A 23465-nucleotide genomic window follows, 5' to 3' on the forward strand; every position below is an offset into this window, starting at 1 on the left:
CAGCAGGGAAAGCAGATGAATCAGGTCGACATGCAAACCCACGGCGTCCGCGGACCCACATCGCAAGCAGCGGGAGCCACGTTACGACTCACGCATCATCTTTGGAAGCGCACGGCGGCTCCGAAGAAGGGGGATTCGTGCTCACCTTCCGGGATATTCCGGAGGCCATTACCTGGAGCGATACCCTCGATGAGGCTCGCCCCATGGCCGCTGATGCGTTGCTCTCGGCAATGGATTCTTATTTCGAAGATTAGCGGCCGGTTTCGGCGCCGTCCAAGGCAAAAGAAAGGCGAGGAGTTGATCAACCTTCTCGCGATCGAGTCGGCGAAGGTACTTTTTGCGAGCACATCGACCTTGCTGACGTAGAAAGTGACTAGTAAAAACCAGCTCAAAACTTGGCTACCTCCGCGTCTATCCCTCTCCCTACATCCGCTGCAGATGGATGTCCGTCGCGCGACTTGGGGCGTTTACCTTTGCTGTAAAATTCGCCGACCCGTTTTTGCGCCCCGCGATGTCCACAGAGGTAACAAAAGAGAATGACAGGAAAATTCACGAACTTGCTCCCGGGTGTGCCCAGCGTCGAGAGCCCGTTTTTCAAGCAGATTTTTGCGGACCCGTCGGTCGACGCCGAAACGCTTAGGGTCGCCACTGATTTGAATCGCGACGGCTACGCAATTATCAAGTTTCCCGACGACGACTTTGACGCGATTGCAGCAGCCATCAAGTCAAATCTTTACGATCAGTGCGATTGGGCCACGTGGCGGGAAAAATGGTATGACGCCAAAGTCGGCCTGCGAGTCCTTGATGCATGGAAGACCGACGAAAACGTTCGTCGAATTGCCACGAACGCGAAGGTGATCGACTTGCTGTCCAAGCTTTTCGGACGGCAAGCGTGGCCGTTTCAAACCCTGAATTTCCCTGTCGGCACGCAGCAGCATGTCCACTCTGACTCGATTCACTTCAGCTCAGTGCCGGAGCGCTTCATGTGCGGCGTATGGACGGCTCTCGAAGACATTGGTGAAGATGCCGGCCCGCTCCTGTACTATCCCGGCTCACACAAATGGCCCGTCTACACGAACGAACACATCGGCTACTGCGCCACAGAGCCAGTCACAGAAACAAACAAGATGGACTACGAGACGATGTGGGACGCATTGATCGAAGCCCATGGAGCAAAGCCGGCCATCTTCACACCAAAAAAAGGCGAGAGCGTCATCTGGCTATCCAACTTGTTGCATGGCGGTCTTGAGCACAAGAACAAAGAAAAGACTCGCTGGTCGCAAGTGACACACTATTACTTCGAAGGCTGCGCGTACTATCGTCCGTTCAGATCCGACCCGTTCTATGGCTCGATCTATTTTTCGAAAATGAACGACATGATCACCGGCGAGCCGGTGAAACACCAATACAGCGGCTTCAATATTCCTGAGAGCTTCATAGACTCGTCTTTCAATAATTGCAGCGCACAAAAAGCGGTGATCCCTGCAGACTTCGACCCGCAGCAGTACCTGCTAGCTAATCCCGACGTCTTTGAGGCCGGAGAAGATCCAGTCTTGCACTACCGCCTGCACGGTTGGCGCGAAGGACGGCGACTCAGGCCAGAATGACCGGTGGCCGATGCATATTGAACGCCGGTGGCGGATGCCCCGGTCGTTGTCTTCCTATGCCGCATACGCGGTGATCGGGGCTGAGGAAGGAAGAACGTTCCCTCTGGCGTCGAGGGCGAGCGGGTTCCGTCGATGACTGTATTTGGTGAGCGCGCATTGCTGACGCGCGCTCAGACATTGGAAACTGTTGGAATACCCACCAAAATTGTTGACGAGCAGCGCACGCGTCAACTCATAGCTGCACAATCCGCAAGCAACGGGATCACAATGAAAACGAAAACAGCGCTGGCAGCACTGACCATGCTCGCCGCATGCACCACCATATCCGACGTCACGCCGGCTGGCGACGGCCGCTACACAGTCACCACGCAGGTCCGAGGCGGCATGACCGCATGGGGCGAGGTCAAGGCGTCGAGCCTGCAACGGGCGGACGCATACTGTAGGCAGCAGGGCAAGCTGATGCATCAAGTCGATATGCAGACGCACGGCGTCCGTGGATGGACGCCCCAGGAGGCAGAGCTGACGTTCTCGTGCACGACCAGTTGATGCCGTCCTGGACAGCACTATGATCATGCGATCAGCGTAGTTTCGGTGGACATTTGCAGCGTAGTTGATCCTCGGTGCGGACGCCTATGCCCGTGGTGGTCATTACCGCTGCGGCCGCAGATGCAATTCACTCGGGACACTCGTCTTACTCGGAATCATTGCCTTACCCAGAGGACGTACCGTTCGGAACCTCCAAATGGGACGCGGTCAGCGCGGAGTTCATGCCGGACTTGTGCCGAGTGATGAGCGGCGATCCTGATCAGGCAAAGCGCATCGGTCTTTGACTGACGATACATTCCCTCATCCGATTAAAGTTCTGCTTGGACGTGCCGAAATAAAGTAAGCGGGGACCGGACCAATTGCCGGTGACAACCTCGTACGTTCGAGGGAACGACGAGCGCGACCTGAGAAAATTTTCGAACAGCTTGCTTTGCACCACCCGCTTTCGATAAGGGCGGGAGAATAAATGCATACCGGGGAACTACGATGAAAGTATTCGCAGCGGTCGGCGTTGTGGCGCTGGCTTTAACTGCTTGCAAACCGTCGACTCAAGAGTCGGCACAGCCCTCCGCGGTGCCATCCTCTGCTGCGACGGTCAACGAAGCACCAACTGCCCAACGTTCAACGATCACACCAGTGCAGCGGGTGAACGTCGAAGTTCCGGCGCTGCCTCCTCCGCCTCCTCCACCGTCCCACAACTACGTGTACGAACAGGACGGGTCATATGGATATCAAGGAGCGCTAAGTGAGGACGACATCAAGAGCGGTAAAGCAACCAAGCCGCTCATCATGATGCGATACCTGGGTCGGGCCAACGGCACGTATGCGGTCTTCATTCCGGAGAACGATTCGGGCTCGCTGGGAACGCGGGTAACTTGCGCAGCTCCCTGCCAGTTCGCGAAGACGCAGACCATGTCGAATGGTATGGTCCTCAATACCGAAACGATACCGGTGCCTCAAACGTCCATAATTGGCGCCATGATGGAAGACGCGATGGCCGGCCAGGTCATCCCATTCGGGAGCGCTCCGGAACGGCAGACAATCGTCACGCCGTCGGTGCCGGCCGCGGCACAAACCTCCTCCGCAAATCCTCCGACGGTGGCGCCGGCCACGGTAGCATCACAAGACCCCAACCCGTCGACGTCACAAGGCCAAGTACAGGTGACAAGCTTCGATTGCTCTGCGGCCCACTCAATCCCTGAGTATCTGATTTGCCACGATCCGGAGTTAGCGGCATCCGATCGAGAATTGGCAACCCTCTATCAGCAAGCGAAAGCAGCTGCTCAAGACCCTGATGCGTTCAAAGAACGCACGCGAAAGCAATGGAACTATCGAGAGAAGAACTGCCGCGACAAGGATTGCCTCGTTTCCTGGTACGCGTATCAGAAGGACACGCTGACGAAAATTGCTCAGACGGGCAACATCAACACACAGTGACCAAGTGGGTCGCGACTTGGACTGGGGCCCTCTGCCCCTCTCGATCACAATCGCTAACCGCCGGAACGATCTGAGCTGGATTTGCGGACGGTCAGCGAGTCAGACAGTGCACCGATGGCTGGCAGCTTTTGCAGTGCTCTTGCCCCTATCGGCCTTCGCTCGCGGCGGCATCACCATTCCTACTGCTATCGCGGAGGCTGCACCGCCAGCGACATGCTTTTGTTTGGAGCCGTTGCTTTTATTGCTTTGTGCTACCTGCTTCTGGAGCTAGCGAAAGCGCTTGAGCCGACCGCGAGGCGAATCTCATGGTTTGTCCGTGATTTCCGGGGCGAGCAAGGTGTTCCTGGGCCGCTGATTCCACAGGGCCTGTCGACTCTCTGTGACATAGACACGATAAAAGGGGAACCATAACGCCCGCTCTCACACTTGCTTGCCCCATGCAGGTCGAGCCGGGCAACGACCCCGATGTGCGACGATTCTACGACGCGCGGCGGGAGCGGCTCAAGCTCAGGCATTCCCCAGTGTGTGCAGTGCTTACGTGGTGGGGTTTGTGCACAGTTTGGGATTGGGGGGGCGGCGAACGACGGGTTGACGTGCGATTGACAGAGTCGTCGAGGAAACTGGTTCATTCTTACAGCGACAGTGCGCGCACTGCGCCGCGCTCAGGGAAAGTTGAATCCCGAGGACCTTACCTTCCGGTCGCTACAGTGGGAGACCACCGGGGCGGAATTCATGCGCGGCGTATATCGAGCAATGGGCGGTGATCCCGACGGGTTCAGGCGCGTCGATCTCTGAGCCAGAAGCGGCGTCTTAGCCGATGAGTTGGGCCAGCCAAGCAGTAGCGCACCCAGGCATACAAACGACATGGTGAGACACAAGATGCCTGCGACTAAGTCGTACGGATATTTCATGCGATCCCCCGATTTCTCAGCCAGCAAGAATACGGTGGACCGAAATGGCGCACTGTTAAGGATGGTTAGAGATGAACAACGAGCGCGCGGCGCGCTTGTGGAGACCTGTCGGCACCGGGTTTGATCTTGCCCGGCAGGCAAAGCGCGTCTCGTCTTCTGCCTGTGGACTGTAGACGGAGCCGCGCTCTTATCAGCCAATTCCCTCAGGTATTCAACCACCGGGAAAGACTCGCTGCGTCGCTCGACGTTCCTGAACACTTCCTTTCACTTGCGCATGTGCCTGGAGCTGATCGCATCGCCCCAGTACTTCTTCCCGTCCTTTTCCATCGACCATGGATCCGAATGTTCTCGATGACTGCGTTCGACGTAGTCCTCACCTTGAGAGCTTAGCCGCGCGCGTTCTTCGCGCCGATGTCGGCGGTGCCATTTTGCTTTCTCGGGCGCTTCGGTCTCAGCGGTCGTGTTACCCAGAATTGGATTCTTACCGCGTCTACAGTGGAGCCGATCAATGATGAACTGTGCGGTTTCCACGCCTGCCGGAGCGCCGCTGACTTACTACACAGCCGACATTGCGCCGACGCTTGAGTCGATGCTCTCGGGGATCAAGAAGGACACGTGACCACTATGCGAATTTTTCCTGATGAGTTGTTCCTTCCCATTGCGACAGGGCGGCATCCAACTTGACCTCAAGCTTTTATCGACGCTGCCGTTAGTCTTCGCATGGACCCCAACATCATCACCCAAGCAAAAGCATTCTTCGAGTCGGCGAGCATTGCAGCCGAAGCCAGCGTTGTCGCGCGATACGGGGAGTTCGACATCTTCAAGGAGAAGCACTGTGCTGCATACGACGCCGCATTGTTTCCGCTGCTCGTGGAGTACTTTGGCGACATGACGATCGAGGAGGTGATAAGCATCGTCGGGTAGCCTCAACGATGGTGGCTCATCATCGAGATTGCAGTGTCGCTACACCTTCCGCCGAATGATCGCGTTCATGATGTCACACAGTTCGAGCGCGGAGCCCGATCCCGGAAGGATGAAGCGAAAATGGACAAGACTTCGGACGTCGTCAAAGTCGCAGCATGGGTTGCAAAGCTGACGGCCGAAACGCAGAAGTTGAAACTGTAGGTGCGCTGGATGTCCTTAGTATGGCGCGCGGCCTGATCCTCGCGATCATGACAATCGCGAAGTTTCTGTTCAACTAAATCCGAGGGCCGCCGAAAGGCGGCTTTTCTCTATGAAATGTTCGTCTCCGAAAGCGTCCGACTTCCACGATCTCAAGAACCGATTGGATCGCACAGGCGAACAGATGGCCGAGCTGTTCGGCGTCGCGGGTAGCCAGCAATGGCGCAAATATACGGGTGGCGTCGAGCCACGCGAGATGAGTCCACACATCCTTTTTTCGGAGCCGCTCGGCTTGCACTGTCTCCCGATGAACTAGCGAAGGTGCTGGCAACGATGCGGAAAATAGGTGCTGAGATCGAATTGGATTGATGTGTTGCCGAGACGCAGCCAAGACGGCATACGTGAAGGTGGGCAAGCCGGGCGAGGCTGTCACGCTACCCTTAAAGCCCCTATCCGAACACGAAATTCCATGATCTGCGGCACGGCGCCGCGTCGGAAATGATTAACGCGGGAATCGACCTGTTCACGGTCGGCGGCGTCCTAGGGCACAAGTCCGTCGTGTCGACCAAACGGTACTCGCACCTCGTCACTGACAGACTGGCTGCTGCAGTGGGTAGGATCGGGCAAAAGAGGAAGGACCCGCAGAATCCGGTTTAGGGCAGAAAAATCCACACCCCCTCGTTGGTACGCGTTGCGCGATTTCGTCATTTCCCGCGCTGGGCGAATGGTGCCGGGGACCGGACTTGAACCGGCAAGCCGTTAGGCGGCGGATTTTAAGTCCGCTATGTTTACCAATTTCATCACCCCGGCGAGGGTGGTCAAAACGCGTGGACGCGCATTCTACCATTGGCCGCCTGGCCGGCCAAACCTGCGCAGCGCCGCCGATCGCACCGGCAACGCCAACACCCCCGCACCGCACTTCACCGCCCCCGCTCGACTTCAAACCAAACAATCCGCAACCGAAACCGACGTCATCGCCAAGTCACAAACCTTTCCGATAATCCGCTCCTGAAAACGTTTACAACCGAGCGGAAATCATGACCCCGACAATCAAGGATGTCGCTGCGCACGCGGGCTTTTCGATCGCGACGGTCTCCCGCGCGATCAACGCGCCGCACACCGTCAATCCGGTCACGCTCGACAAGGTGCGCCAGTCCATCGACGCGCTCAACTTCCGCCCCAGCCCGCTCGGCCGTCAACTGCGCGGCGAGCGCACGCGCCTGATCGGCGTGATCGTGCCCACGCTTGCCAACCCTGTGTTCGCGGAGTGCCTGCAAGGCATCGACGAACTCGCAGCCGCGCAAGGCTACCGGCTCATGTTGATGACCACCCAGTACGACGCCGAACGCGAACGCCGCGCCATCGAAACGCTGCGCGAGCATCGCGTGGAAGGCCTGATCCTGACGGTCGCCGACGCCGACACGCATCCCCTTCTCGACGAACTCGACCGTGACGGCCTGCTCTATGTGCTGATGCACAACGACACGGTGCGGCGTCCGTCGGTGTCCGTGGACAACCGTCTCGCCGCCTACGAAGGCGTGCGCATGCTGATCGCGCACGGCCATCGCCGCATCCTCATGCTCGCCGGCACGCTCGCTGCCTCCGACCGCGCGCGGCAGCGGCATCTCGGCTACACGCAAGCAATGCAGCAAGCCGGCCTCGCGCCTGCACCCGCGCTCGAAGTCGACTTCAACGCGGACGAATTGTCGCCGGCGGTGCTCGCGCATCTGACGAGCGGCCCGAACCGTCCGAGCGCCCTCTTCTGCAGTAATGATCTGCTCGCAATGGTCGTGATGCGCGGCCTGCGCCGGGCGCGTCTGCAGATTCCACGCGACATGTCGATTCTCGGCTTCGACGGTCTCGCAATGGGCGAACTTTTGTCGCCGCCGCTCGCAAGCGTCTGCGCGCCGAACCGTGAGATCGGCTGTGCCGCGTGGCGCCGTCTGCTGACACGCGTCACCGCAAATTTCGAAGGTCTCGGCGAAACGCCGCTTGCACTGACGCTGCCGCACAGCTTGCGCGAAGGCGCCACGATCGCCGCAATTTCAAATCGCAACGACGCGGGCGCGACGCATGTCGGCCAGCGTCTTCATCTCCAACGTTGAACAATCCACCTGAACCACCCGCTCTCTTCCATTCCAGGAGAACCGCAGTGATCCGCTCTTCCGTACGCCTTGCATCGGCAGTCTCACCGCTGATGCGCCGCCTCGCCCAATCCACCGCCGTCGCACTGTGCGCCGGTACGCTCGTGACCGCCGCGCTTGCCACCGTCACCTCGCAAACGGCCCACGCCGATGAAACCGCGATCTGCTACAACTGCCCGCCCGAATGGGCCGACTGGGCAAGTCAGATCAAGGCGATCCAGCAGAAAACCGGCATTCGCGTGCCGTTCGACAACAAGAACTCCGGCCAGTCGATCGCGCAGTTGATGGCGGAACAAAAGAGCCCAGTGGCGGACGTGGTGTATCTGGGCGTCTCATCGGCTTTCCAGGCGAAAGACAAGGGCGTCGTCGAGCCGTATAAGCCCGCGCATTGGGACGACATCCCCGCCAACATGAAAGACCCGCAAGGCTACTGGTTCACGATCCACTCGGGCACGCTCGGCTTCTTCGTCAACAAGGACGCGCTCGAAGGCAAGCCCGTGCCGCGCTCGTGGGCAGACCTGCTCAAGCCCGAGTACAAAGGCATGGTCGGCTATCTCGATCCGTCGAGCGCATTCGTCGGCTATGCAGGCGCGGTTGCGGTGAATCAGGCGCTCGGCGGCACGCTCGATAACTTCGAACCGGGCCTCGACTGGTTTCGCAAGCTCAAGGCCAACGCGCCGATCGTGCCGAAGCAGACCGCCTACGCGCGCGTCATGTCCGGCGAAATTCCAATTCTGCTCGACTACGATTTCGACGCCTATCGGGCGAAATACAAGGATCACGCGAACGTCGAATTTGTGATCCCGAAGGAAGGCACGATCTCCGTGCCGTACGTGATGAGTCTCGTGAAGGGCGCGCCGCATGAAGCGAACGGCAAGAAGGTGCTCGACTTCGTGCTCTCCGACGAAGGCCAGAAATTGTGGGCCGATGCGTATCTGCGCCCGGTTCGTGCGAATGCGATGAGCGCGCAGACCGCCGCAAAATTCCTGCCGGCAAGCGACTACGCACGCGCAAAACCCGTCGACTTCGGCAAGATGGCCGAGAAGCAGTCGAGCTTCGGCGAGCGTTATCTGCAGGTGATGCATTGAACGACATTACGTTCCCACTGCGCTGGCGCATTGCACTGATCGCGCCGGCGCTAGCGGTCTTCATCGCGTTCTGGCTGTTGCCGATGGGCGCCCTCGCGCAACTGAGCGGCGACGGCCACGCGTTCGCCACCTATCGCGCGATGCTGACGAATCCGCGCTACATGTCGAGCCTCGGCGCGACAATCGTGTTGTCGGCGGCCGTCACGGCGGCCACGTTAGTCCTCTCGGTGATCGCCGGTTTGCTGCTCGCGCGTCGCGAGTTCGCGTTCAAGCGCACGCTGCTCGCATTGCTGACGTTTCCGCTCGCGTTTCCCGGCGTAGTGGTCGGCTTCATGGTCATCATGCTCGCGGGACGCCAGGGGTTGATCGGAGCGCTGTCGCTCAAGCTCACCGGCGACCGCTGGGTGTTCGCCTACTCGATGAGCGGCCTCTTTCTCGGCTACCTGTACTTCTCGATTCCGCGCGTGATCGTCACGGTGATGGCGTCGGCAACCAAGCTCGATGCATCGCTCGAAGAAGCCGCGCGTTCGCTCGGCGCGTCGCCGTGGCGCATTACGCGCGACATCGTGTTGCCCGCGCTGTCGCCCGGCCTGATCGCGGCGGGCGCGGTGTGCTTCGCGACCGCGATGGGCGCGTTCGGCACGGCATTCACGCTCGCAACCGACATCGACGTATTGCCGATGACCATCTACACCGAATTCACGCTCAACGCGAACATGATGACGGCGGCCGGACTTTCGATCGTGCTCGGCATCGTCACGTGGGCGGTGCTTGCATTGGCGCGCAGCGTGAGCGGCTCAGCCGTGGCGGCGAGCGCATGAGCGGCGTCATTCGATACAGCGCGAACCCAACCTGAAGCAGAACCTCTCGATGAATTCCATTACTTCCTCTTTGCCGTCCGAGGCAAAGCCACGTACGCGGCTCCGTCTGCCCGATGCAAGAGCGTGGCTCACGGCGGGCCAATGGCTCGTCACGCTGCTGCTATGCGCGTTCCTGATCGTGCCGGTTGTCATGTCGATCGTCGCCGGCGTGACCGTCAACTATTTCAAGGGTGTCTCGAGCGGCTTCACGCTGCGCTGGCTCGCCGAAGTGTGGACGCAATATCACGGCTCGGTGTTCCTGTCTCTCGAAGTGGCAGCGATCACGTTGCTTATCACGCTGCTGACCGGCGTTCCCGCAGGCTACGTGCTCGCGCGCAGCAAGACGCGGCTTTCGCGCATCGTCGAGGAATTTCTGGTGCTGCCGATCGCATTGCCGGGTCTTGCATCGGCTCTCGCGCTCCTCGTGGTGTACGGCGGCTTCACGATGTTCCGCATGAGCGTGGCGTTTATCGTGGTCGGACATGTGGTGTTCACGCTGCCGTTCATGGTGCGCGCGGTTGCCGCAGTGTGCGCGAGCAGCGACCTGCGCACGCTCGAAGAAGGCGCGGCAAGTCTCGGCGCGAGTTTCATGCAGCGCTTCGTGACCATCGTTTTGCCGAACGCGAGGCCGGGCATCGTGGCGGGCGCGCTCGCCGTGCTGACGCTTTCCATTGGCGAATTCAACCTGACGTGGATGTTGCACACGCCCGACACGAAAACGCTGCCGGTCGGTCTCGCCGACACATACGCGTCGATGCGCATCGAAATAGGCAGCGCGTACACGATTCTCTTTTTCATCATGACGATGCCGCTCCTCGTCGCAATGCAATGGCTCGGCGTCGATGCGACCGGCCAGCGCAACGCGGCGAAAAAACGCATCGCCGCTTCTGCTTCGAATTCCGTCACGACATCATGAAACTCGCCTCTACCGCTGTGTCCGCTTCTGTTGCCGGCTCGGTTCCCATCACGTTGACGCAATGCGCGAAAACCTTTCGCGGCACACGTGTACTCGAACCGGTCGATCTTCATATCGAAGCCGGTGAGACGCTCGTGCTGCTCGGTCCGTCCGGCTGCGGCAAGACCACGACGCTGCGCATGATCGCAGGACTCGAAACGCCCGACGCCGGCGGCCGCATCGCATTCGGCGACGACGACGTCACCGCCCTGCCCATCGAAAAACGTCAGGTGGGCATGGTGTTTCAGAGCTACGCGCTGTTTCCTAACCTGACCGTGCGCGGCAACATCGGTTACGGATTGAAAATCAAACGTATGCCTGCGGCGACAGCGCGGCAGCGCATCGACGAATTGCTCGACATGATGCGCCTCACCGCGCATGCCGATAAGCCGATCGACCAGCTCTCCGGCGGACAGCGTCAACGCGTGGCGCTGGCACGCGCGCTTGCCGTGCAGCCGCGCGTGCTGCTGCTCGACGAACCGCTCACGGCACTCGACGCCCGTTTGCGCGACGCACTGCGCAGCGAGATGAACACGCTGCTGCGCAAACTGGGCATTACGACCGTGTATGTGACGCACGACCAGGCCGAAGCGATGGAACTGGGCGACCGCATCGTCGTGATGAGCGCCGGGCGTATCGAGCAGATCGGCTCCCCGCGCGACATCTACTACCGACCTGCAAATCGCACCGTCGCGCAGTTCGTCGGCACGATCAACCGTGTCGCCGGCGAACGCCGCGGCGACATGTTGACGACGACGGGCGGTGCCGTGCCGCTGCCTTCGACACCCACGCAAATCGCGGCACCGGCACGCTCGGCGCACGAGATCTTTTTCCGCCCCGAAGATGCGTTTCTCGCCGATCCCGCACACGCGCAACTGCGAGGCCACGTCGAAACAAGCGCGTTTCTCGGTGAGCGCACGCGCCTGACGATCTGCGGCGCCGCACCGGATGCGTTGCTCGTCGACGTCGCGGGCCGCGTCGAACTCGCCCGCGGCACGCCGGTCGGCATCTCGATCGTGCAGGACGCGCTGATTGCGCTATCGTAATAACGCGGCGCTGCTTTGGAGCGCGCTCAAACAAGGACTATCCCATGCTGCTGGCTCAAATTAGCGACCTGCATATCAAGCGGCCCGGCGGGCTCGCCTATCGCCGCGTCGACACCGCCGCGTATCTCGCGCGTTGCGTCGCTGCGCTGAACGCACTCGTTCCCCGTCCTGACGCCGTGATCATCACCGGCGACCTAGTCGATCAGGGCGATCCGCAACAGTACGAACACCTGAAGACGCTGCTCGCGCCGCTTGAATTGCCCTACTTTCTGCTGGTCGGCAATCACGACGACCGGACCGCGTTGCGCGCCGCCTTTCCCGACCGTGCGGAACTGCACAGCGGCGGCGAATTCGTCCAGTACGCATTCGATGTCGGCGCATTGCGCGTGATCGCTCTCGATTCGCTGGAGCCGGGCGAAAGCGCCGGTACGCTGTGCGACGCGCGGCTCGCGTGGCTCGAGACGCAACTCGACGCGGCGAGCGGCAAGCCAACAATCGTCGCGCTGCATCATCCGCCGTTTGCTTGCGGCATCGGACATATGGACGAGCTGCGGCTCGATCCTTCTGCGTCAGCCAGACTGGCTGCACTGATCGCGCGTTATCCAAACGTGGAGCGCGTGATCTGCGGGCACGTGCATCGTCCGATGTTCGTGCGTTTTGGCGGCACGATTGCATCCGCGGTACCGGCGCCCGCGCATCAGGTCGCGCTCGATCTTCGCGACGACGCGCCGTCGGCGTTCATGATGGAACCGCCCGCGTATGCGCTGCATCGCTACGATCCGGCAACAGGCCTGGTTACGCACCACGCGTATGTCGATGCCGCGGACGGTCCCTATCCGTTCTACGAGCCAGAAGGCACGCTGATCGACTGAACATGCGTTCGTTCTGTGCGGGTCAGCGGTTGACGAATGTTCGACGCGCGCGCCGCGATACGCTGGAGTACGGTATTCCGAGCGCGGCCGCGACGATCGCCTGCATCAGGCCGTCGAACGGAATCGCAATGGCGATCCCGATCGCATGCGTCATGTAATCGCTCACCAGATAGGCGCCCGTGCGCAGTACCAGAATCGCACCGAGCCACGCCTGCACGTGCACGTTAAAACGCGCCGATCTGCGCGCGGCAAGGAGCGTCAACCACCCTGCGCCCGCCACGATGAACGCGCCGGTCATCACATTCGCGCCGCCCATTAAGATCACCGTGCGATACCAGCCATGCGTTCCGGCGCGCGCGAATACCGCAAGCAGTTCCCATTCGAGCATCATTTCCAGTGGGTCGCGCATTGCGATTGCAGTAGCGAGCGCCCACGCCGCGAAACAGATCAGCGCGATAAACAGGCCTCCGCCAATGCGTGGCGACTGCCGTTGAGTTGAGCGTGTCGTGGGCTCTTTCATGAGATCGTACGGAGTTGGCTGAGATAGCGCGCCGATTCTACGAATCCGGGCCCGGCAAACTTCGCATTTTTGTCACGGGCGCACATGGCGCACGCGTGGCGGCGAGTCAGCACAATCCGGTTCGCTCCGGTATGATCGGCACGCTTGAGGACCGTGCATGGGCCGGTCCGCCCACCGCATCTCTCATGTCCACTTCCAACCCGTCCACACCCGCCTCCGACCGGTCGCTGCGCGGCCTGCTGCTTCTGCTCGCGACCATTGCCGGCATCTCGGTCGCCAACATCTATTACAACCAGCCGCTGCTCGACAACTTCAGGCAGTCGTTTCCGGCGAGCGCGTCATGGGTCGGCGCGGTGCCGGCCATTACGCAGCTCGGCTACGCGGCAGGCATGTTGTTGCTCGCGCCGCTGGGCGACCGCTTCGACCGGCGGGCGTTGATCCTGCTGCAGACTGCGGGCATGTGCGTCGCGCTTGTCGTCGCGGCCGCCGCGCCGACGCTGTCGGTGCTGATCGTAGCGAGCCTCGCGATCGGTGTGCTCGCTACCATCGCCCAACAGGCGGTGCCGTTCGCCGCCGAACTCGCGCCGCCGTCGGAGCGCGGCCATGCGGTCGGCACGGTGATGAGCGGTCTGCTGCTCGGCATCCTGCTGGCGCGGACAGCTGCAGGCCTCGTTGCGCAATACCTCGGCTGGCGTGCGGTATTCGCCGCTTCCGTGGTCGCATTGCTCGTGCTTGCCGTGGTCATCATCCTGCGTCTGCCAAAAAGCAAGCCGACCTCGACGCTGACCTACGGCAAGCTGCTCATGTCGATGTGGCATCTGCTCGTCGAGCATCGCGCGTTGCGCGAGGCTTCGCTGACGGGCGCCGCGCTATTCGCCGGTTTCAGTATCTTCTGGTCGGTGCTTGCGCTGTTGCTGGCGGGCGCGCCGTTCCATCTCGGACCACAGGCTGCGGGACTGTTCGGCATCGTCGGCGCGGCGGGCGCGCTCGCTGCGCCACTTGCCGGCAAGTTCGCGGACCGCCGCGGACCACGCGCGATCATCACGCTGTCCATCGTGCTGGTGGCGATCTCTTTCGTCGTGTTCGGCGCATCCGCGAAGAGCATCGTGGGACTCGTGATCGGCGTGATCGTGCTCGACGTCGGCGTGCAGGCCGCGCAGATTTCGAATCAGTCGCGCATTTACGCGCTCAAGCCAGACGCGCGCAGCCGCGTGAATACCGTGTACATGGTTGCGTATTTCATCGGCGGAGCGATCGGCTCAGGCGTCGGCGCAGCGGTGTGGCCGGTCTTCGGATGGGTGGGTGTGAGCGTCGCGGGTCTGTTGTTCGCGGGCCTCGCCGCGTGGAATCATCTGGCGCTGCAGGCTCGTACTGCCAAAGGTTGATTGCGGCGAACGCCTAGCCGTTGCTTCGTGCGAATGCGTACTCGTGCAGCGCATCGATCACGCGATCGAATTCGAAAGACTTGTCGTAGAAGTGGCGCACGCCATATTGTTCGCAGCGCTCGCGATAAGCCGGCAATGCATGATTGGTCAGCACCGCGGCAAACACGGAGTCGATCAAACCTTCGCGCTGCAAATAGGCCAAGACGGGTACGCCCGATCCCTGCTTCAATTGCAGATCGACAATCACCGCGTCGAACGCGTCGTCGCTCAGGAGCGCGATGGCTTCGTCGGCCGAATCGGCGTAAGCCGCCACGCGCAGCGAACCCGACGCGTCGATCGCCTCCACCAGACTGCGGCGGATCAGCGGCGAATCCTCGATAAGCAGCACGCGCAACGGTGCGCGGCTGGCTGACTCGGCAACGGTGTTCGATTCGCTGTTCATCGGGATTTCTCGATCGTCCATTATTCGATCAAGCCGTTCTTGATCGCGTAATAAGTCAGATCGGCATTGTTCGCCAGGCGCATTTTCTCGAGCACGCGAGCCCTATACGTGCTGACCGTTTTCACGGACAAATGCAGTTCCTCGGCAATCTGCGTGGGAATCTGCCCCGCCGCGAGCTTGCAGAAAATCTGAAACTCGCGCTCGGACAGCGCTTCGTGCGGCCGCGCCGCTGCCGGTTTGTCGAGATTGTCGGCAAGCGTGTCGGCCACCGCCTCGGATAAATAACGATGCCCTCGCGCTACCGCACGAATCGCGCGCACGATCTCGTCGGGTTCGCAGTCCTTGTTCAGATAACCGTTCGCGCCCGCGCGCAGCAGGTTGATCGCGTACTGGCTCTCCGGGTAGCCCGAGAGGATCAGCACGCCCTGCTCCGGGCGCACCTGCTTGATGACGCGCAAGGTGTCGATACCGTTCTTGTCCGGCATCGCAATGTCGAGCAGCACGACGTCAAATGCCTGTTCGCGCACGAGGCTGATGGTTTCGTCGCCGGTGGCCGCTTCCGCCGCGACGCACATGTCCGGCTCGTCGGCGACGAACTGTCTGAAACCCCCTCGGACGATCGCGTGGTCGTCAGCTATCAACACTCGAATCATCGGCTTGGTGTCCGTACGATGGAATCGCTCCAAAGCAGACATTGTAATGACGTCGCGCCGTACTTCGGCGTTATCGCGGCCGGAACCGCCGGCCGCAAGCTCGCCATGCCAGGCGCAATCACTCGCGCCCTTCGAGCAGGTCGGCCATATCGTCGGCATGCTCTTCCTCGACTGCGAGAATTTCTTCGAACATACGCCGCGTCGTCACGTCCTTCTCGCCGAGATAGCGGATGATCTCGCGATAGGTGTCGATAGCGATGCGCTCGGCCACCAGGTTCTCGCGAATCATGTCCGTCAGGTTCTCGCCTTCCTTGTACTCGGAATGCGCGCGCGTCTTCAGCCCGTCCGGCGCGAAGTCCGGCTCGCCGCCAAGCTGCACGATGCGCTCGGCGATACGGTCGGCATGTTCCTGCTCTTCGGCCGCGTGCTCCGCGAATTCGGCGGCTACCGCTTCCGAGTTGATGCCCTTCGCCATGAAATGATGGCGCTTGTAGCGCAACGTGCAGACGATTTCGGTAGCCAGCGCGTCGTTGAGGAGCTTGAGCACCGTGTCGCGATCAGCGCCGTAAGTTTGCGTGACCGGGCCATCCGACATGTGCTTGCGGGCGTCGTCGCGGATCTTCTGAATGTCCATCACGAACGGATCGCTCGACTGCGATGCCGCGCCTTGGGCGCCAGGTGTGTTCGCCATTGAATCTCTCCTTTATCCGTATTGGGGGTGGCTGCATCACGCAAGGTGCCCGCGCGATGCGCCGATAGAATCATGTTCAGGTCTATGTTCGGAAGACACCGAGCAGCAGCGTGACCACGAACACGACGAGGAAAATATAGAACAGTATCTTCGCGATCTCGGCCGCGCCCGCCGCGATTCCGGTGAAACCGAACACCGCAGCAATGATGGCGATGACGAAGAACACGATGGCATAGTGAAGCATGGCGACTCTCCTTCTTGTTAGTATCCGCGGGGATTTCCGTGCGCTCAGGTTGCGCGTGCCGCTTTGCTTAAGCGCCCAGTTTCAGGCGCCTCGACGAGGCAAAGCGGCGCTAATCGACGATTTTTTTCGTCACCACGAAGCCGAGCACGAGGAACACCACGCACAGAATCAGGAACACGACAAACAGGAACTTCGCGATTGCCGCCGCGCCCGCAGCCACGCCGGTGAACCCAAGAAGGCCGGCGATCACCGCGATGACGGCGAAAAACAACGCCCACTTCAGCATGATGGCTTCCTCCAGAACAGTGAATGGGATCAGGGTCCATCGTATCCAGCTGTATCGCCGGGCGCATTCCGACGCACTCCGGTTTTCGTGTGAGAATCCGCTTACATTGGATTACGGCCGCTTTACGCGAAGCGGCCCGGACGCAGATTCGCCACGCACAATGTGCGCGCCAGCGCGCGGGCGCGCACCCGCGGCGACTGCAGCGGACGCTACACTGATGCGTGTCCAAGGAGTAGAACGTGTCAAACGTGCAGAACGCCGCTGATGTGCATAATGAAGTGCACAATAAAGTGCAGAACGAAGCGCAACAGGAAGCCCGAACCGGCTCGCAAACCCAGGCGCCGCAACCCGGAGCCGCAGCCCGCCTGAGCAACTGGATGCGCAACCGCAGCTGGGCGATCGCGATGACCGTGGCGATTGTGATCACCGTCGGCGGCCTGGTGATTCTCGAAACCGCGCGCGAGCGCATCGCCGCCGAGTACGAGACAGCGCTCGAAGCCCGCGACGTCACCGTGCAACTCAGCGCGCTCGCGAGTCAGCTATCGCGTCTGAGCGCGCAGCAAAGCGATTTTCTTCTGACGAAGCGTGACGCCGCAGCGCACGATTTTTGCGCAACCGCCGTCAGCATTCGCGACAGCGAACAGCTGCTGGAGCGTTTTTACCGCAGTCCCAAAGCCGATAGCGCGGAGCTCGCGAGCTTCACGCAAATCCGCGCGCTGATCGACGCGCGAATCGGCGCCGGCGCCGCCGCCTTGCAACGCGCGGCGCCTCGTCCGCTCGATCTGAGCGCATGCGGCAACGCGAGCCATGCCAACGCGGTAGATGCGGCGCTCGTCGACAGCACACTGAGCCTCCTGCGCGACAACGAAGAACGGCGCGCGCAGCACGCACTCGCCGCGAGCCGTGCCGATCAGCGCATTTCGACGTTATGCGCGGCTGGCCTGTCGGCGCTCAATATCGTGTTGTTCATTCTGCTCTTCCGCAATCTGGGCATTCAGATCGACCGGCAGGCGCGCGTTCAGCGTCAATTGATCACACAACAAGGCGAGCTCGATCAACTCGTGAACGAACGCACGCGTCAACTCGAGGCACTCGGCTGGCATTTGCAGGCCGTCAGCGAAAACGAGAAGACGCAACTCGCCCGCGAGCTGCACGACGAACTCGGCGCGATTCTGACCGCGAGCAAAATGGACGTGGCGTGGGCAAACCGCAAACTGAAAGAGAGCGACCCCGACATCTCCGAGAAGTTGAAGCGCGCGCTCGCCAATCTGGACCAGGGCATTGCGCTCAAGCGCCGCATTATCGAAGACATGCGGCCTACCGTGCTGGCGAATTTCGGTCTTGTGACCGCACTGCGCACACTCGCCGACGAAGCCGCGCAACGCAATAACTGGACGCTGAACCTGCAGCTTCCCGCCGACGATATCCAGCTCGACGAGCAAACGGAAATCGCGCTCTTTCGCGTCGCGCAGGAATCGTTGACGAACGCGGCGAAGTACGCGCGAGCGTCGCAGGTGTCGATCGGCTTGCAGGTCGGCGACGGCCGGGTCACGCTCGATATCGCCGACAATGGCGTAGGCATCATGCCAGCCGATCTGACACGCACGCATACCCATGGACTGCTCGGCATGCGCCAGCGGGTCGCCGCGCATGGCGGGCAGTTCGACATCAGACGCGGCGTGCCGAGGGGCACCGACATCCATGTCGTGATGCCGAGCGTCAGCACGTCGGCGCAGCCGGGCAGCGACCCGTTGCCGTTCCCCGCGCGCACTTCGGTGTAGCCGCGTTGCGCCGCGCTTGAATCCGCTGCTGCTCGTATTTGTAGGAGTGCGCCGACGCCAACACCAGAGCACGCCTACAACAAAATCGCAGCGTAGCCGACAGCGCGGCACGCACCCTTTTTTTACCATGCAATCAGACCGGATCGACTGGCGCAAGCCACGGTCGGCAGCTAGCACAGCCGCTAGCGGGACACGTCTACCGATACCTTCTCGACAAGGAGAACTTTCATGAATCGACTGATCGCTTTGCTTCTCATCGCAGGCACGGCCGCGCTCGCCGGCTGCAACACCATGGCAGGTGCCGGCCAGGACATCTCGAAGGGCGGCGACGCCCTTACCAACTCCGCTGAAAAGGCGAAGTAAGTCGTTCTACGTCGAGCGGCCAGCGCCGTCGCGGCGCATAGCCGCTGCGTTTGAATGAAACCCGCTGCGGGAAACCGCAGCGGGTTTTTTTGTTGAACGTTGTTGAACGTTGTTGAGCGCGGTCATGTCCGGGTGCGGGTATCGAATGCATGTATCGAATGCTTGCGCACAAAACAAAGCGGCGACCCACATGCGTGGATCGCCGCCCCGTCCTCCCCAGGACTTGCCGCTATCGCGTGCGCTGCAATGCGCGCACGCTCTCTAGCGAACTTATGCGCCCGTCAGCGTGTTCGACAATTCGACGCTCGGCGTGTTCGTGTTGCCGTTCTGCACGACGAGCAGATGGATCTGTCCCACCGCCAGTTGGCTCAGCGCGCCGCCGATCGGCACCGACGTGATCAGCCAGTCAGCGTTGTTCGACAACGTGAACGACTGCGACTGATAGATCGGCGTCTTGCTGCCGGCCGCCGTCGCGATCAGCACATACTGGCCGCCCGACACGTAGATGGAATCCTGGCCGCTTGCCGGCACCGCGTTCTTGAACGACAAGCCGGACATCGTCGGGGCTACGTTGCTGATGTTCGTGTTGGTCGACTGGACCAGATAGAGGTCGAGGTTCGGTGCATTGCCCGATGCGTTGAAGCCCCGCACACGCGCGCTGTTCGAAAGCAGACCCTTGTCGAACGGATCGTCGATCAGACCGATGTCGGCTGCCGCCGCGCCCGGCAACGCGAGCACCGTATATTCGTGGCCCTTCGCGACGTTCGGGAAGTTGCCGCTTGCGAGCGCGGTCGTCGTGCCGGTTGCCGCATAACCCACGTTCGTCGAGCCGGTGTTGATGTTCGTGAAGTTCGTCACGCCCTTATACGAGACATTCGTCTGTCCCGACGGTGCGGTGCCGTTCACGAGAAAATCCACGGCCGGTCCGCTCGGGATCGCATGCACGAAATGGATTTGCGGGTTCGTCAGGCCAAGCTCCTTGCCTACGTCGTCGGAGCCCCCGCCGCACGCGCTCAGGACAGAAGCAACGGCGATCACGGCCGCCATGGTTCGGATCAGTTTCATTGTGTTCACCTATATCGATGTCGGGCTCTCCGCCCATTCATATGCGGGCGCACGCTTAAAGACAGTGCCATCTGAAACCGTGTTCGATGCGTTGTTCGAACGGTCCCGGTCCGGCTGTCCTTCGCGAAGCACTCCCTCCTATCCCTGCGCGCATTACGCCTTTTCAGGGCGCCGCGCGGTCCATTCGATGGACGCTCGCAATGAGCAATGGCTGTGCCGCAACCATCGATTTGGCTTATCGAGGCGTGACAATGTCTTACCGGGCAACATCTTGCGAGCATTAGAAGCTTTCCTCAGATGGTGGTCGCGAGCGCGCGGTGTATCGTTCGTGCGCATCCCATACTTACAACGGCAGCCTGTATGTCTTACCAACACTTACTCGCGGAGCTGGACCTCGGTTTCACCCGCCTGCGCAATCGCGTTGTGATGGGCTCCATGCATACCGGCATGGAAGACCGCTTCTGGAATTATCCAAAGCTGGCCGCGTACTTCCGTGAGCGAGCGAAGGGCGGCGTTGGTCTGATCGTCACCGGCGGCATCTCGCCGAATCGCGAAGGATGGCTGCTGCCGTTCGGCGGCACGCTCAACTCGGTATTCGATCTGCGCAATCATCGGCTGCTCACGCAAGCGGTTCACGAAGAAGGCGGCAAGATCGCGCTGCAGATCCTGCACGCGGGGCGTTACGGGTATCAGCCGCTAGTTGTGTCGGCATCGGCTTTGAAGTCGCCGATCTCGAAGTTCAAGCCGCGCGCGCTCAGCATTGCCGGCATTACGAAGACGGTGCGCGACTACGCGCGCTGCGCGAAGCTCGCTCAACGCGCGGGCTATGACGGCATCGAAATCATGGGCAGCGAAGGCTACCTGCTCAACCAGTTCCTTTGCCCGCGCACCAACCGGCGCACGGACCGCTACGGCGGCGGCATCGAGAACCGCATGCGGATCGCGCGCGAGATCGTCGAGCGGGTTCGCGAGGTTTGCGGGAAGCGCTTTATCGTCGTGTACCGGCTCTCGCTGATCGATCTGGTGGAAGGCGGCAATACGTGGGATGAAACCGTGCACGTCGCGCAGGCGCTTGAAGCAGCGGGCGTGACGATGTTCAACACCGGCATCGGCTGGCACGAGGCGCGCGTGCCGACCATCGTCACCTCGGTGCCGCGCGCCGCGTTCGCCGCGCTGAGCGCGCGACTGAAGGCGGCGGTGAAGGTGCCGGTGATCGTCTCGAACCGCATCAACACGCCAGAGGTCGCGGAGGCATTGATCGCCGACGGCGCCGGCGATCTGGTCTCGATGGCAAGACCGCTGCTCGCCGATCCGGAGTTCGTGCTGAAAACCGCCGAAGGACGCGCGCACGAAATCAACACCTGTATTGCGTGCAATCAGGCGTGTCTCGATCATACGTTCAGGAATCAGCGCGCAACCTGCCTCGTCAATCCGCGCGCGGGGCGCGAAACCGAGCTGGTGTATCGACCGCTCGCGGGTCCCCAACTCGTGCGGACTGTGGCGGTCGTCGGTGCGGGACCGGCGGGGCTGTCGGCGGCGACGGTTGCAGCGTCGCGCGGACATCGCGTGACCTTGTTCGATGCAGCCGCAACGATCGGCGGCCAGTTCAATCTGGCCATGCGCGTGCCGGGCAAGGAAGAATTCAGCGAGACGATCCGCTATTTCCAAAGCCAGCTGGAACGGCATTGCGTCGACGTGCGGCTCGGTACGCGCGTCGACCCAGCGCTCCTCGCCGCCGGCGCTTACGACGACATCGTGATCGCGACCGGCATCGTGCCGCGTCGGCCCGCAATCGCGGGCATCCATCTGCCCAATGTTCTGTCATATGTGGATGTGCTGCGCGGCGCGCCTGTGGGACGCCGCGTCGCCGTGATCGGCGCGGGAGGCATCGGCTTCGACGTCAGCGAATTCCTGCTGCATCCCACTGGCGAGCCTTTGCCGATGCCGCGCGACGCGTGGCTAGACGAATGGGGTGTCGATCTTTCCGTGCGCGAACGCGGCGGCTTGAAGCCGCCCGCTGCGGCTAGGCCGATCCGGCAAATCTGGCTGTTGCAACGCAAAGCGGGCAAGCTCGGCACGGGGCTCGGCAAGACTTCGGGCTGGGTGCATCGAGCGACGCTCGCGCGGAACGGCGTGAAGATGCTGGCCGGGGTGTCGTACCTGGAAATCAGCGAGCGCGGTTTGAAGATCGCGCATGGCGGCGTCGAAGAATGGCTGGAGGTCGACAACATCGTCGTGTGTGCAGGACAGGAATCGCTGCGCGATCTGCATCCACGGGACCCGGCGGATGCAGGCGGCCCACGCTATCACGTAGTTGGCGGCGCGGCGCTCGCCACCGAGCTTGATGCCAAGCGCGCAATCCGCGAAGGCGCGGAACTGGCCGCACGGCTTTGACGCAGGGCATCTACGGGAATCGGCGGAGTCGCGTGCGCGCCCAGCTCGTACCGCCGCAGGCGTCGCCTTTCAGGCGAGCCCTTTCTTCCGATAATCGAGCCAGAAAGACAAGCCCACGCTGACCAGGATCACGACAGTCGCGATCACCGTCGAGTGCGTAACGGGCTCGCCGAGCAGCAACGCGCCGAGCGCCACCGCAACCACCGGATTCACGTACATGCAACTGCTCGCAATGATCGGGCTCGTATGCCGTATGAGAAAACCGTAGGCGACGTAGGCGGCCATGGTCCCGATCAGCATCAGATAGACGAACGCGAGCAGCGGGAGGAAATGCACTTCGAGCATGCGCTCGCCCGAAACCCAGGCGACCATGGTCGACATTGCGCCGCCAAGGCCGATCTGCAGCGACGTGGACAAAAACAGGTCCGACGGCAGCTTAAGACGCCCCGCGAGATGCGCGCCGCCCGCCCAGAAGAGCGCCCCGCATAGAATCGCGAGACTGCCGCCCGCCGAACCGGGCGCACTGTCGCCATGGCTCAGGATCGCGATACCGACCAGCCCGAGCCCGACCGCGAACCACTCGCCTTTGCCGATCTTGCGTCCCGCCACGGCAGCGATCACCGTCGCAAAGAGCGGCACGGTCGCGACCATTACCGCGGCTGTGCCCGTGCCGACCGTGCGCATGCCGTACGCCAGCATGCCGCTCGACAGCCCGACCAGCATCGTACCGACGAGGCCGGCGTTGCGGATCTCCGCCGCGCTCGGCCAAACCGGATTGCGGCGAGCCGCGAAAACGAACAGCCCGACGCCCGCGAAAAGATTGCGCAGGCCGGACATCAGCAACGGCGGAAACGAGCCTAGCGCAACATGGACTGCAAGATAGGTCGAGCCCCACACCACATAAACGACGCCGAGCGCGAGCGCGATCTGCCCGTTGCGCGACTGCGGCAGACGGATCGGGAAACCACGAGAAAACCGGCTTGGAAGTTCCAGCGACATCGTTTCAACCCGCCCATGCCGTTCGAGGCGCCCGCTGGGGGGACGGCGGACACC

The 23465-nt window shown here is 61.6% G+C and carries 24 protein-coding genes, 1 tRNA gene and 1 pseudogene; 17 read left to right on the plus strand and 9 right to left on the minus strand.

Annotated elements, in window-relative coordinates:
* Positions 1-536 precede the first annotated feature (536 nt).
* The 6 genes and pseudogenes from J2W46_RS20585 to J2W46_RS20610 form a co-directional block, all read left to right on the plus strand.
* On the plus strand, positions 537-1607 hold the full coding sequence (locus tag J2W46_RS20585) for a phytanoyl-CoA dioxygenase family protein (protein WP_310355770.1): 1071 nt from the start codon (positions 537-539) through the stop codon (positions 1605-1607).
* A gap of 267 nt (positions 1608-1874) precedes the next feature.
* The gene (locus J2W46_RS20590) at positions 1875-2153 is read left to right on the plus strand and encodes a hypothetical protein (protein WP_088174787.1); all 279 of its coding nucleotides are present in this window, start codon (positions 1875-1877) and stop codon (positions 2151-2153) included.
* Between the two features lie 486 nt (positions 2154-2639).
* Positions 2640-3590 (plus strand): lysozyme inhibitor LprI family protein, encoded by a 951-nt coding sequence (locus tag J2W46_RS20595; protein WP_374726853.1) that lies wholly within the window; start codon positions 2640-2642, stop codon positions 3588-3590.
* Between the two features lie 1631 nt (positions 3591-5221).
* Positions 5222-5425 carry a hypothetical protein gene (locus tag J2W46_RS20600; RefSeq protein ID WP_310355773.1) on the plus strand — a complete coding sequence of 68 codons (204 nt, stop codon included), beginning with the start codon at positions 5222-5224 and terminating at the stop codon, positions 5423-5425.
* Between the two features lie 310 nt (positions 5426-5735).
* Positions 5736-5939 carry an XRE family transcriptional regulator gene (locus J2W46_RS20605; RefSeq protein WP_310355774.1) on the plus strand — a complete coding sequence of 68 codons (204 nt, stop codon included), beginning with the start codon at positions 5736-5738 and terminating at the stop codon, positions 5937-5939.
* Positions 5940-6085: 146 nt separating this feature from the next.
* Positions 6086-6280: pseudogene (locus J2W46_RS20610) on the plus strand (tyrosine-type recombinase/integrase); the annotation flags it as partial.
* A gap of 68 nt (positions 6281-6348) precedes the next feature.
* Here J2W46_RS20610 and J2W46_RS20615 read toward each other — a convergent pair.
* A tRNA-Leu gene (locus J2W46_RS20615) sits at positions 6349-6433 on the minus strand.
* Between J2W46_RS20615 and J2W46_RS20620 the strand changes: the two genes are divergently transcribed.
* From J2W46_RS20620 to J2W46_RS20650, 7 genes are read left to right on the plus strand one after another with little or no spacing between them, the layout of a single operon-like run.
* A complete protein-coding gene (locus J2W46_RS20620) occupies positions 6408-6635 on the plus strand; it encodes a hypothetical protein (RefSeq protein WP_310355775.1) in 228 nt (75 codons plus the stop codon). The genes J2W46_RS20615 and J2W46_RS20620 overlap by 26 nt on opposite strands.
* 25 nt (positions 6636-6660) lie before the next feature.
* On the plus strand, positions 6661-7728 hold the full coding sequence (locus tag J2W46_RS20625; protein ID WP_131316737.1) for a LacI family DNA-binding transcriptional regulator: 1068 nt from the start codon (positions 6661-6663) through the stop codon (positions 7726-7728).
* Between the two features lie 47 nt (positions 7729-7775).
* The gene (locus J2W46_RS20630; protein ID WP_288823559.1) at positions 7776-8855 is read left to right on the plus strand and encodes an ABC transporter substrate-binding protein; all 1080 of its coding nucleotides are present in this window, start codon (positions 7776-7778) and stop codon (positions 8853-8855) included.
* Positions 8852-9676, plus strand: coding sequence for an ABC transporter permease (locus J2W46_RS20635; RefSeq protein WP_020065443.1), 825 nt, complete (start codon positions 8852-8854; stop codon positions 9674-9676). The genes J2W46_RS20630 and J2W46_RS20635 overlap by 4 nt, the downstream gene beginning before the upstream one ends.
* A 49-nt stretch (positions 9677-9725) precedes the next feature.
* A complete protein-coding gene (locus tag J2W46_RS20640; RefSeq protein WP_310355777.1) occupies positions 9726-10631 on the plus strand; it encodes an ABC transporter permease in 906 nt (301 codons plus the stop codon).
* The gene (locus J2W46_RS20645; protein ID WP_310355779.1) at positions 10628-11716 is read left to right on the plus strand and encodes an ABC transporter ATP-binding protein; all 1089 of its coding nucleotides are present in this window, start codon (positions 10628-10630) and stop codon (positions 11714-11716) included. The genes J2W46_RS20640 and J2W46_RS20645 overlap by 4 nt, the downstream gene beginning before the upstream one ends.
* A 44-nt stretch (positions 11717-11760) precedes the next feature.
* Positions 11761-12588 carry a phosphodiesterase gene (locus J2W46_RS20650; RefSeq protein ID WP_310355780.1) on the plus strand — a complete coding sequence of 276 codons (828 nt, stop codon included), beginning with the start codon at positions 11761-11763 and terminating at the stop codon, positions 12586-12588.
* 22 nt (positions 12589-12610) lie between these two features.
* On the opposite strand, the gene J2W46_RS20655 is transcribed toward J2W46_RS20650, so the two are convergent.
* Positions 12611-13108 carry a DUF2569 domain-containing protein gene (locus J2W46_RS20655; protein WP_310355781.1) on the minus strand — a complete coding sequence of 166 codons (498 nt, stop codon included), beginning with the start codon at positions 13106-13108 and terminating at the stop codon, positions 12611-12613.
* Between the two features lie 185 nt (positions 13109-13293).
* Between J2W46_RS20655 and J2W46_RS20660 the strand changes: the two genes are divergently transcribed.
* Entirely contained in the window at positions 13294-14493 is a 1200-nt protein-coding gene (locus J2W46_RS20660) for an MFS transporter (RefSeq protein ID WP_310355782.1), read from the plus strand.
* 13 nt (positions 14494-14506) lie between these two features.
* On the opposite strand, the gene J2W46_RS20665 is transcribed toward J2W46_RS20660, so the two are convergent.
* From J2W46_RS20665 to J2W46_RS20685, 5 genes are all read right to left on the minus strand, one after another.
* Positions 14507-14935, minus strand: a complete 429-nt coding sequence (locus tag J2W46_RS20665; protein ID WP_027775480.1) for a response regulator — start codon at positions 14933-14935, stop codon at positions 14507-14509.
* A 20-nt stretch (positions 14936-14955) separates the two neighbouring features.
* The gene (locus J2W46_RS20670; RefSeq protein ID WP_013338705.1) at positions 14956-15588 is read right to left on the minus strand and encodes a response regulator; all 633 of its coding nucleotides are present in this window, start codon (positions 15586-15588) and stop codon (positions 14956-14958) included.
* Between the two features lie 118 nt (positions 15589-15706).
* Positions 15707-16279 carry a ferritin-like domain-containing protein gene (locus tag J2W46_RS20675; protein WP_020065436.1) on the minus strand — a complete coding sequence of 191 codons (573 nt, stop codon included), beginning with the start codon at positions 16277-16279 and terminating at the stop codon, positions 15707-15709.
* Between the two features lie 82 nt (positions 16280-16361).
* Positions 16362-16523 (minus strand): DUF1328 domain-containing protein, encoded by a 162-nt coding sequence (locus tag J2W46_RS20680; protein ID WP_006052455.1) that lies wholly within the window; start codon positions 16521-16523, stop codon positions 16362-16364.
* 109 nt (positions 16524-16632) lie between these two features.
* On the minus strand, positions 16633-16809 hold the full coding sequence (locus J2W46_RS20685) for a DUF1328 domain-containing protein (protein ID WP_020065435.1): 177 nt from the start codon (positions 16807-16809) through the stop codon (positions 16633-16635).
* Between the two features lie 239 nt (positions 16810-17048).
* Here J2W46_RS20685 and J2W46_RS20690 point away from each other — a divergent pair, with 239 nt between their 5' ends.
* Both J2W46_RS20690 and J2W46_RS20695 read left to right on the plus strand, forming a co-directional pair.
* The gene (locus J2W46_RS20690) at positions 17049-18590 is read left to right on the plus strand and encodes a sensor histidine kinase (protein ID WP_310355784.1); all 1542 of its coding nucleotides are present in this window, start codon (positions 17049-17051) and stop codon (positions 18588-18590) included.
* A 228-nt stretch (positions 18591-18818) separates the two neighbouring features.
* The gene (locus J2W46_RS20695; protein WP_020065433.1) at positions 18819-18953 is read left to right on the plus strand and encodes an entericidin A/B family lipoprotein; all 135 of its coding nucleotides are present in this window, start codon (positions 18819-18821) and stop codon (positions 18951-18953) included.
* Positions 18954-19223: 270 nt separating this feature from the next.
* Here J2W46_RS20695 and J2W46_RS20700 read toward each other — a convergent pair whose 3' ends face one another.
* A complete protein-coding gene (locus tag J2W46_RS20700; RefSeq protein ID WP_020065432.1) occupies positions 19224-20018 on the minus strand; it encodes a DUF4397 domain-containing protein in 795 nt (264 codons plus the stop codon).
* 360 nt (positions 20019-20378) lie between these two features.
* Between J2W46_RS20700 and J2W46_RS20705 the strand changes: the two genes are divergently transcribed.
* Positions 20379-22412, plus strand: coding sequence for an NADPH-dependent 2,4-dienoyl-CoA reductase (locus J2W46_RS20705; RefSeq protein WP_310355786.1), 2034 nt, complete (start codon positions 20379-20381; stop codon positions 22410-22412).
* A gap of 69 nt (positions 22413-22481) precedes the next feature.
* Here the strand turns inward: J2W46_RS20705 and J2W46_RS20710 are convergent, their stop codons facing one another.
* Positions 22482-23411, minus strand: coding sequence for an EamA family transporter (locus J2W46_RS20710; RefSeq protein WP_020065430.1), 930 nt, complete (start codon positions 23409-23411; stop codon positions 22482-22484).
* Positions 23412-23465 lie beyond the last annotated feature (54 nt).

Origin of the sequence: Paraburkholderia strydomiana (assembly GCF_031456815.1) — a bacterium.
In the GTDB taxonomy this organism is placed as follows: domain Bacteria; phylum Pseudomonadota; class Gammaproteobacteria; order Burkholderiales; family Burkholderiaceae; genus Paraburkholderia; species Paraburkholderia caledonica.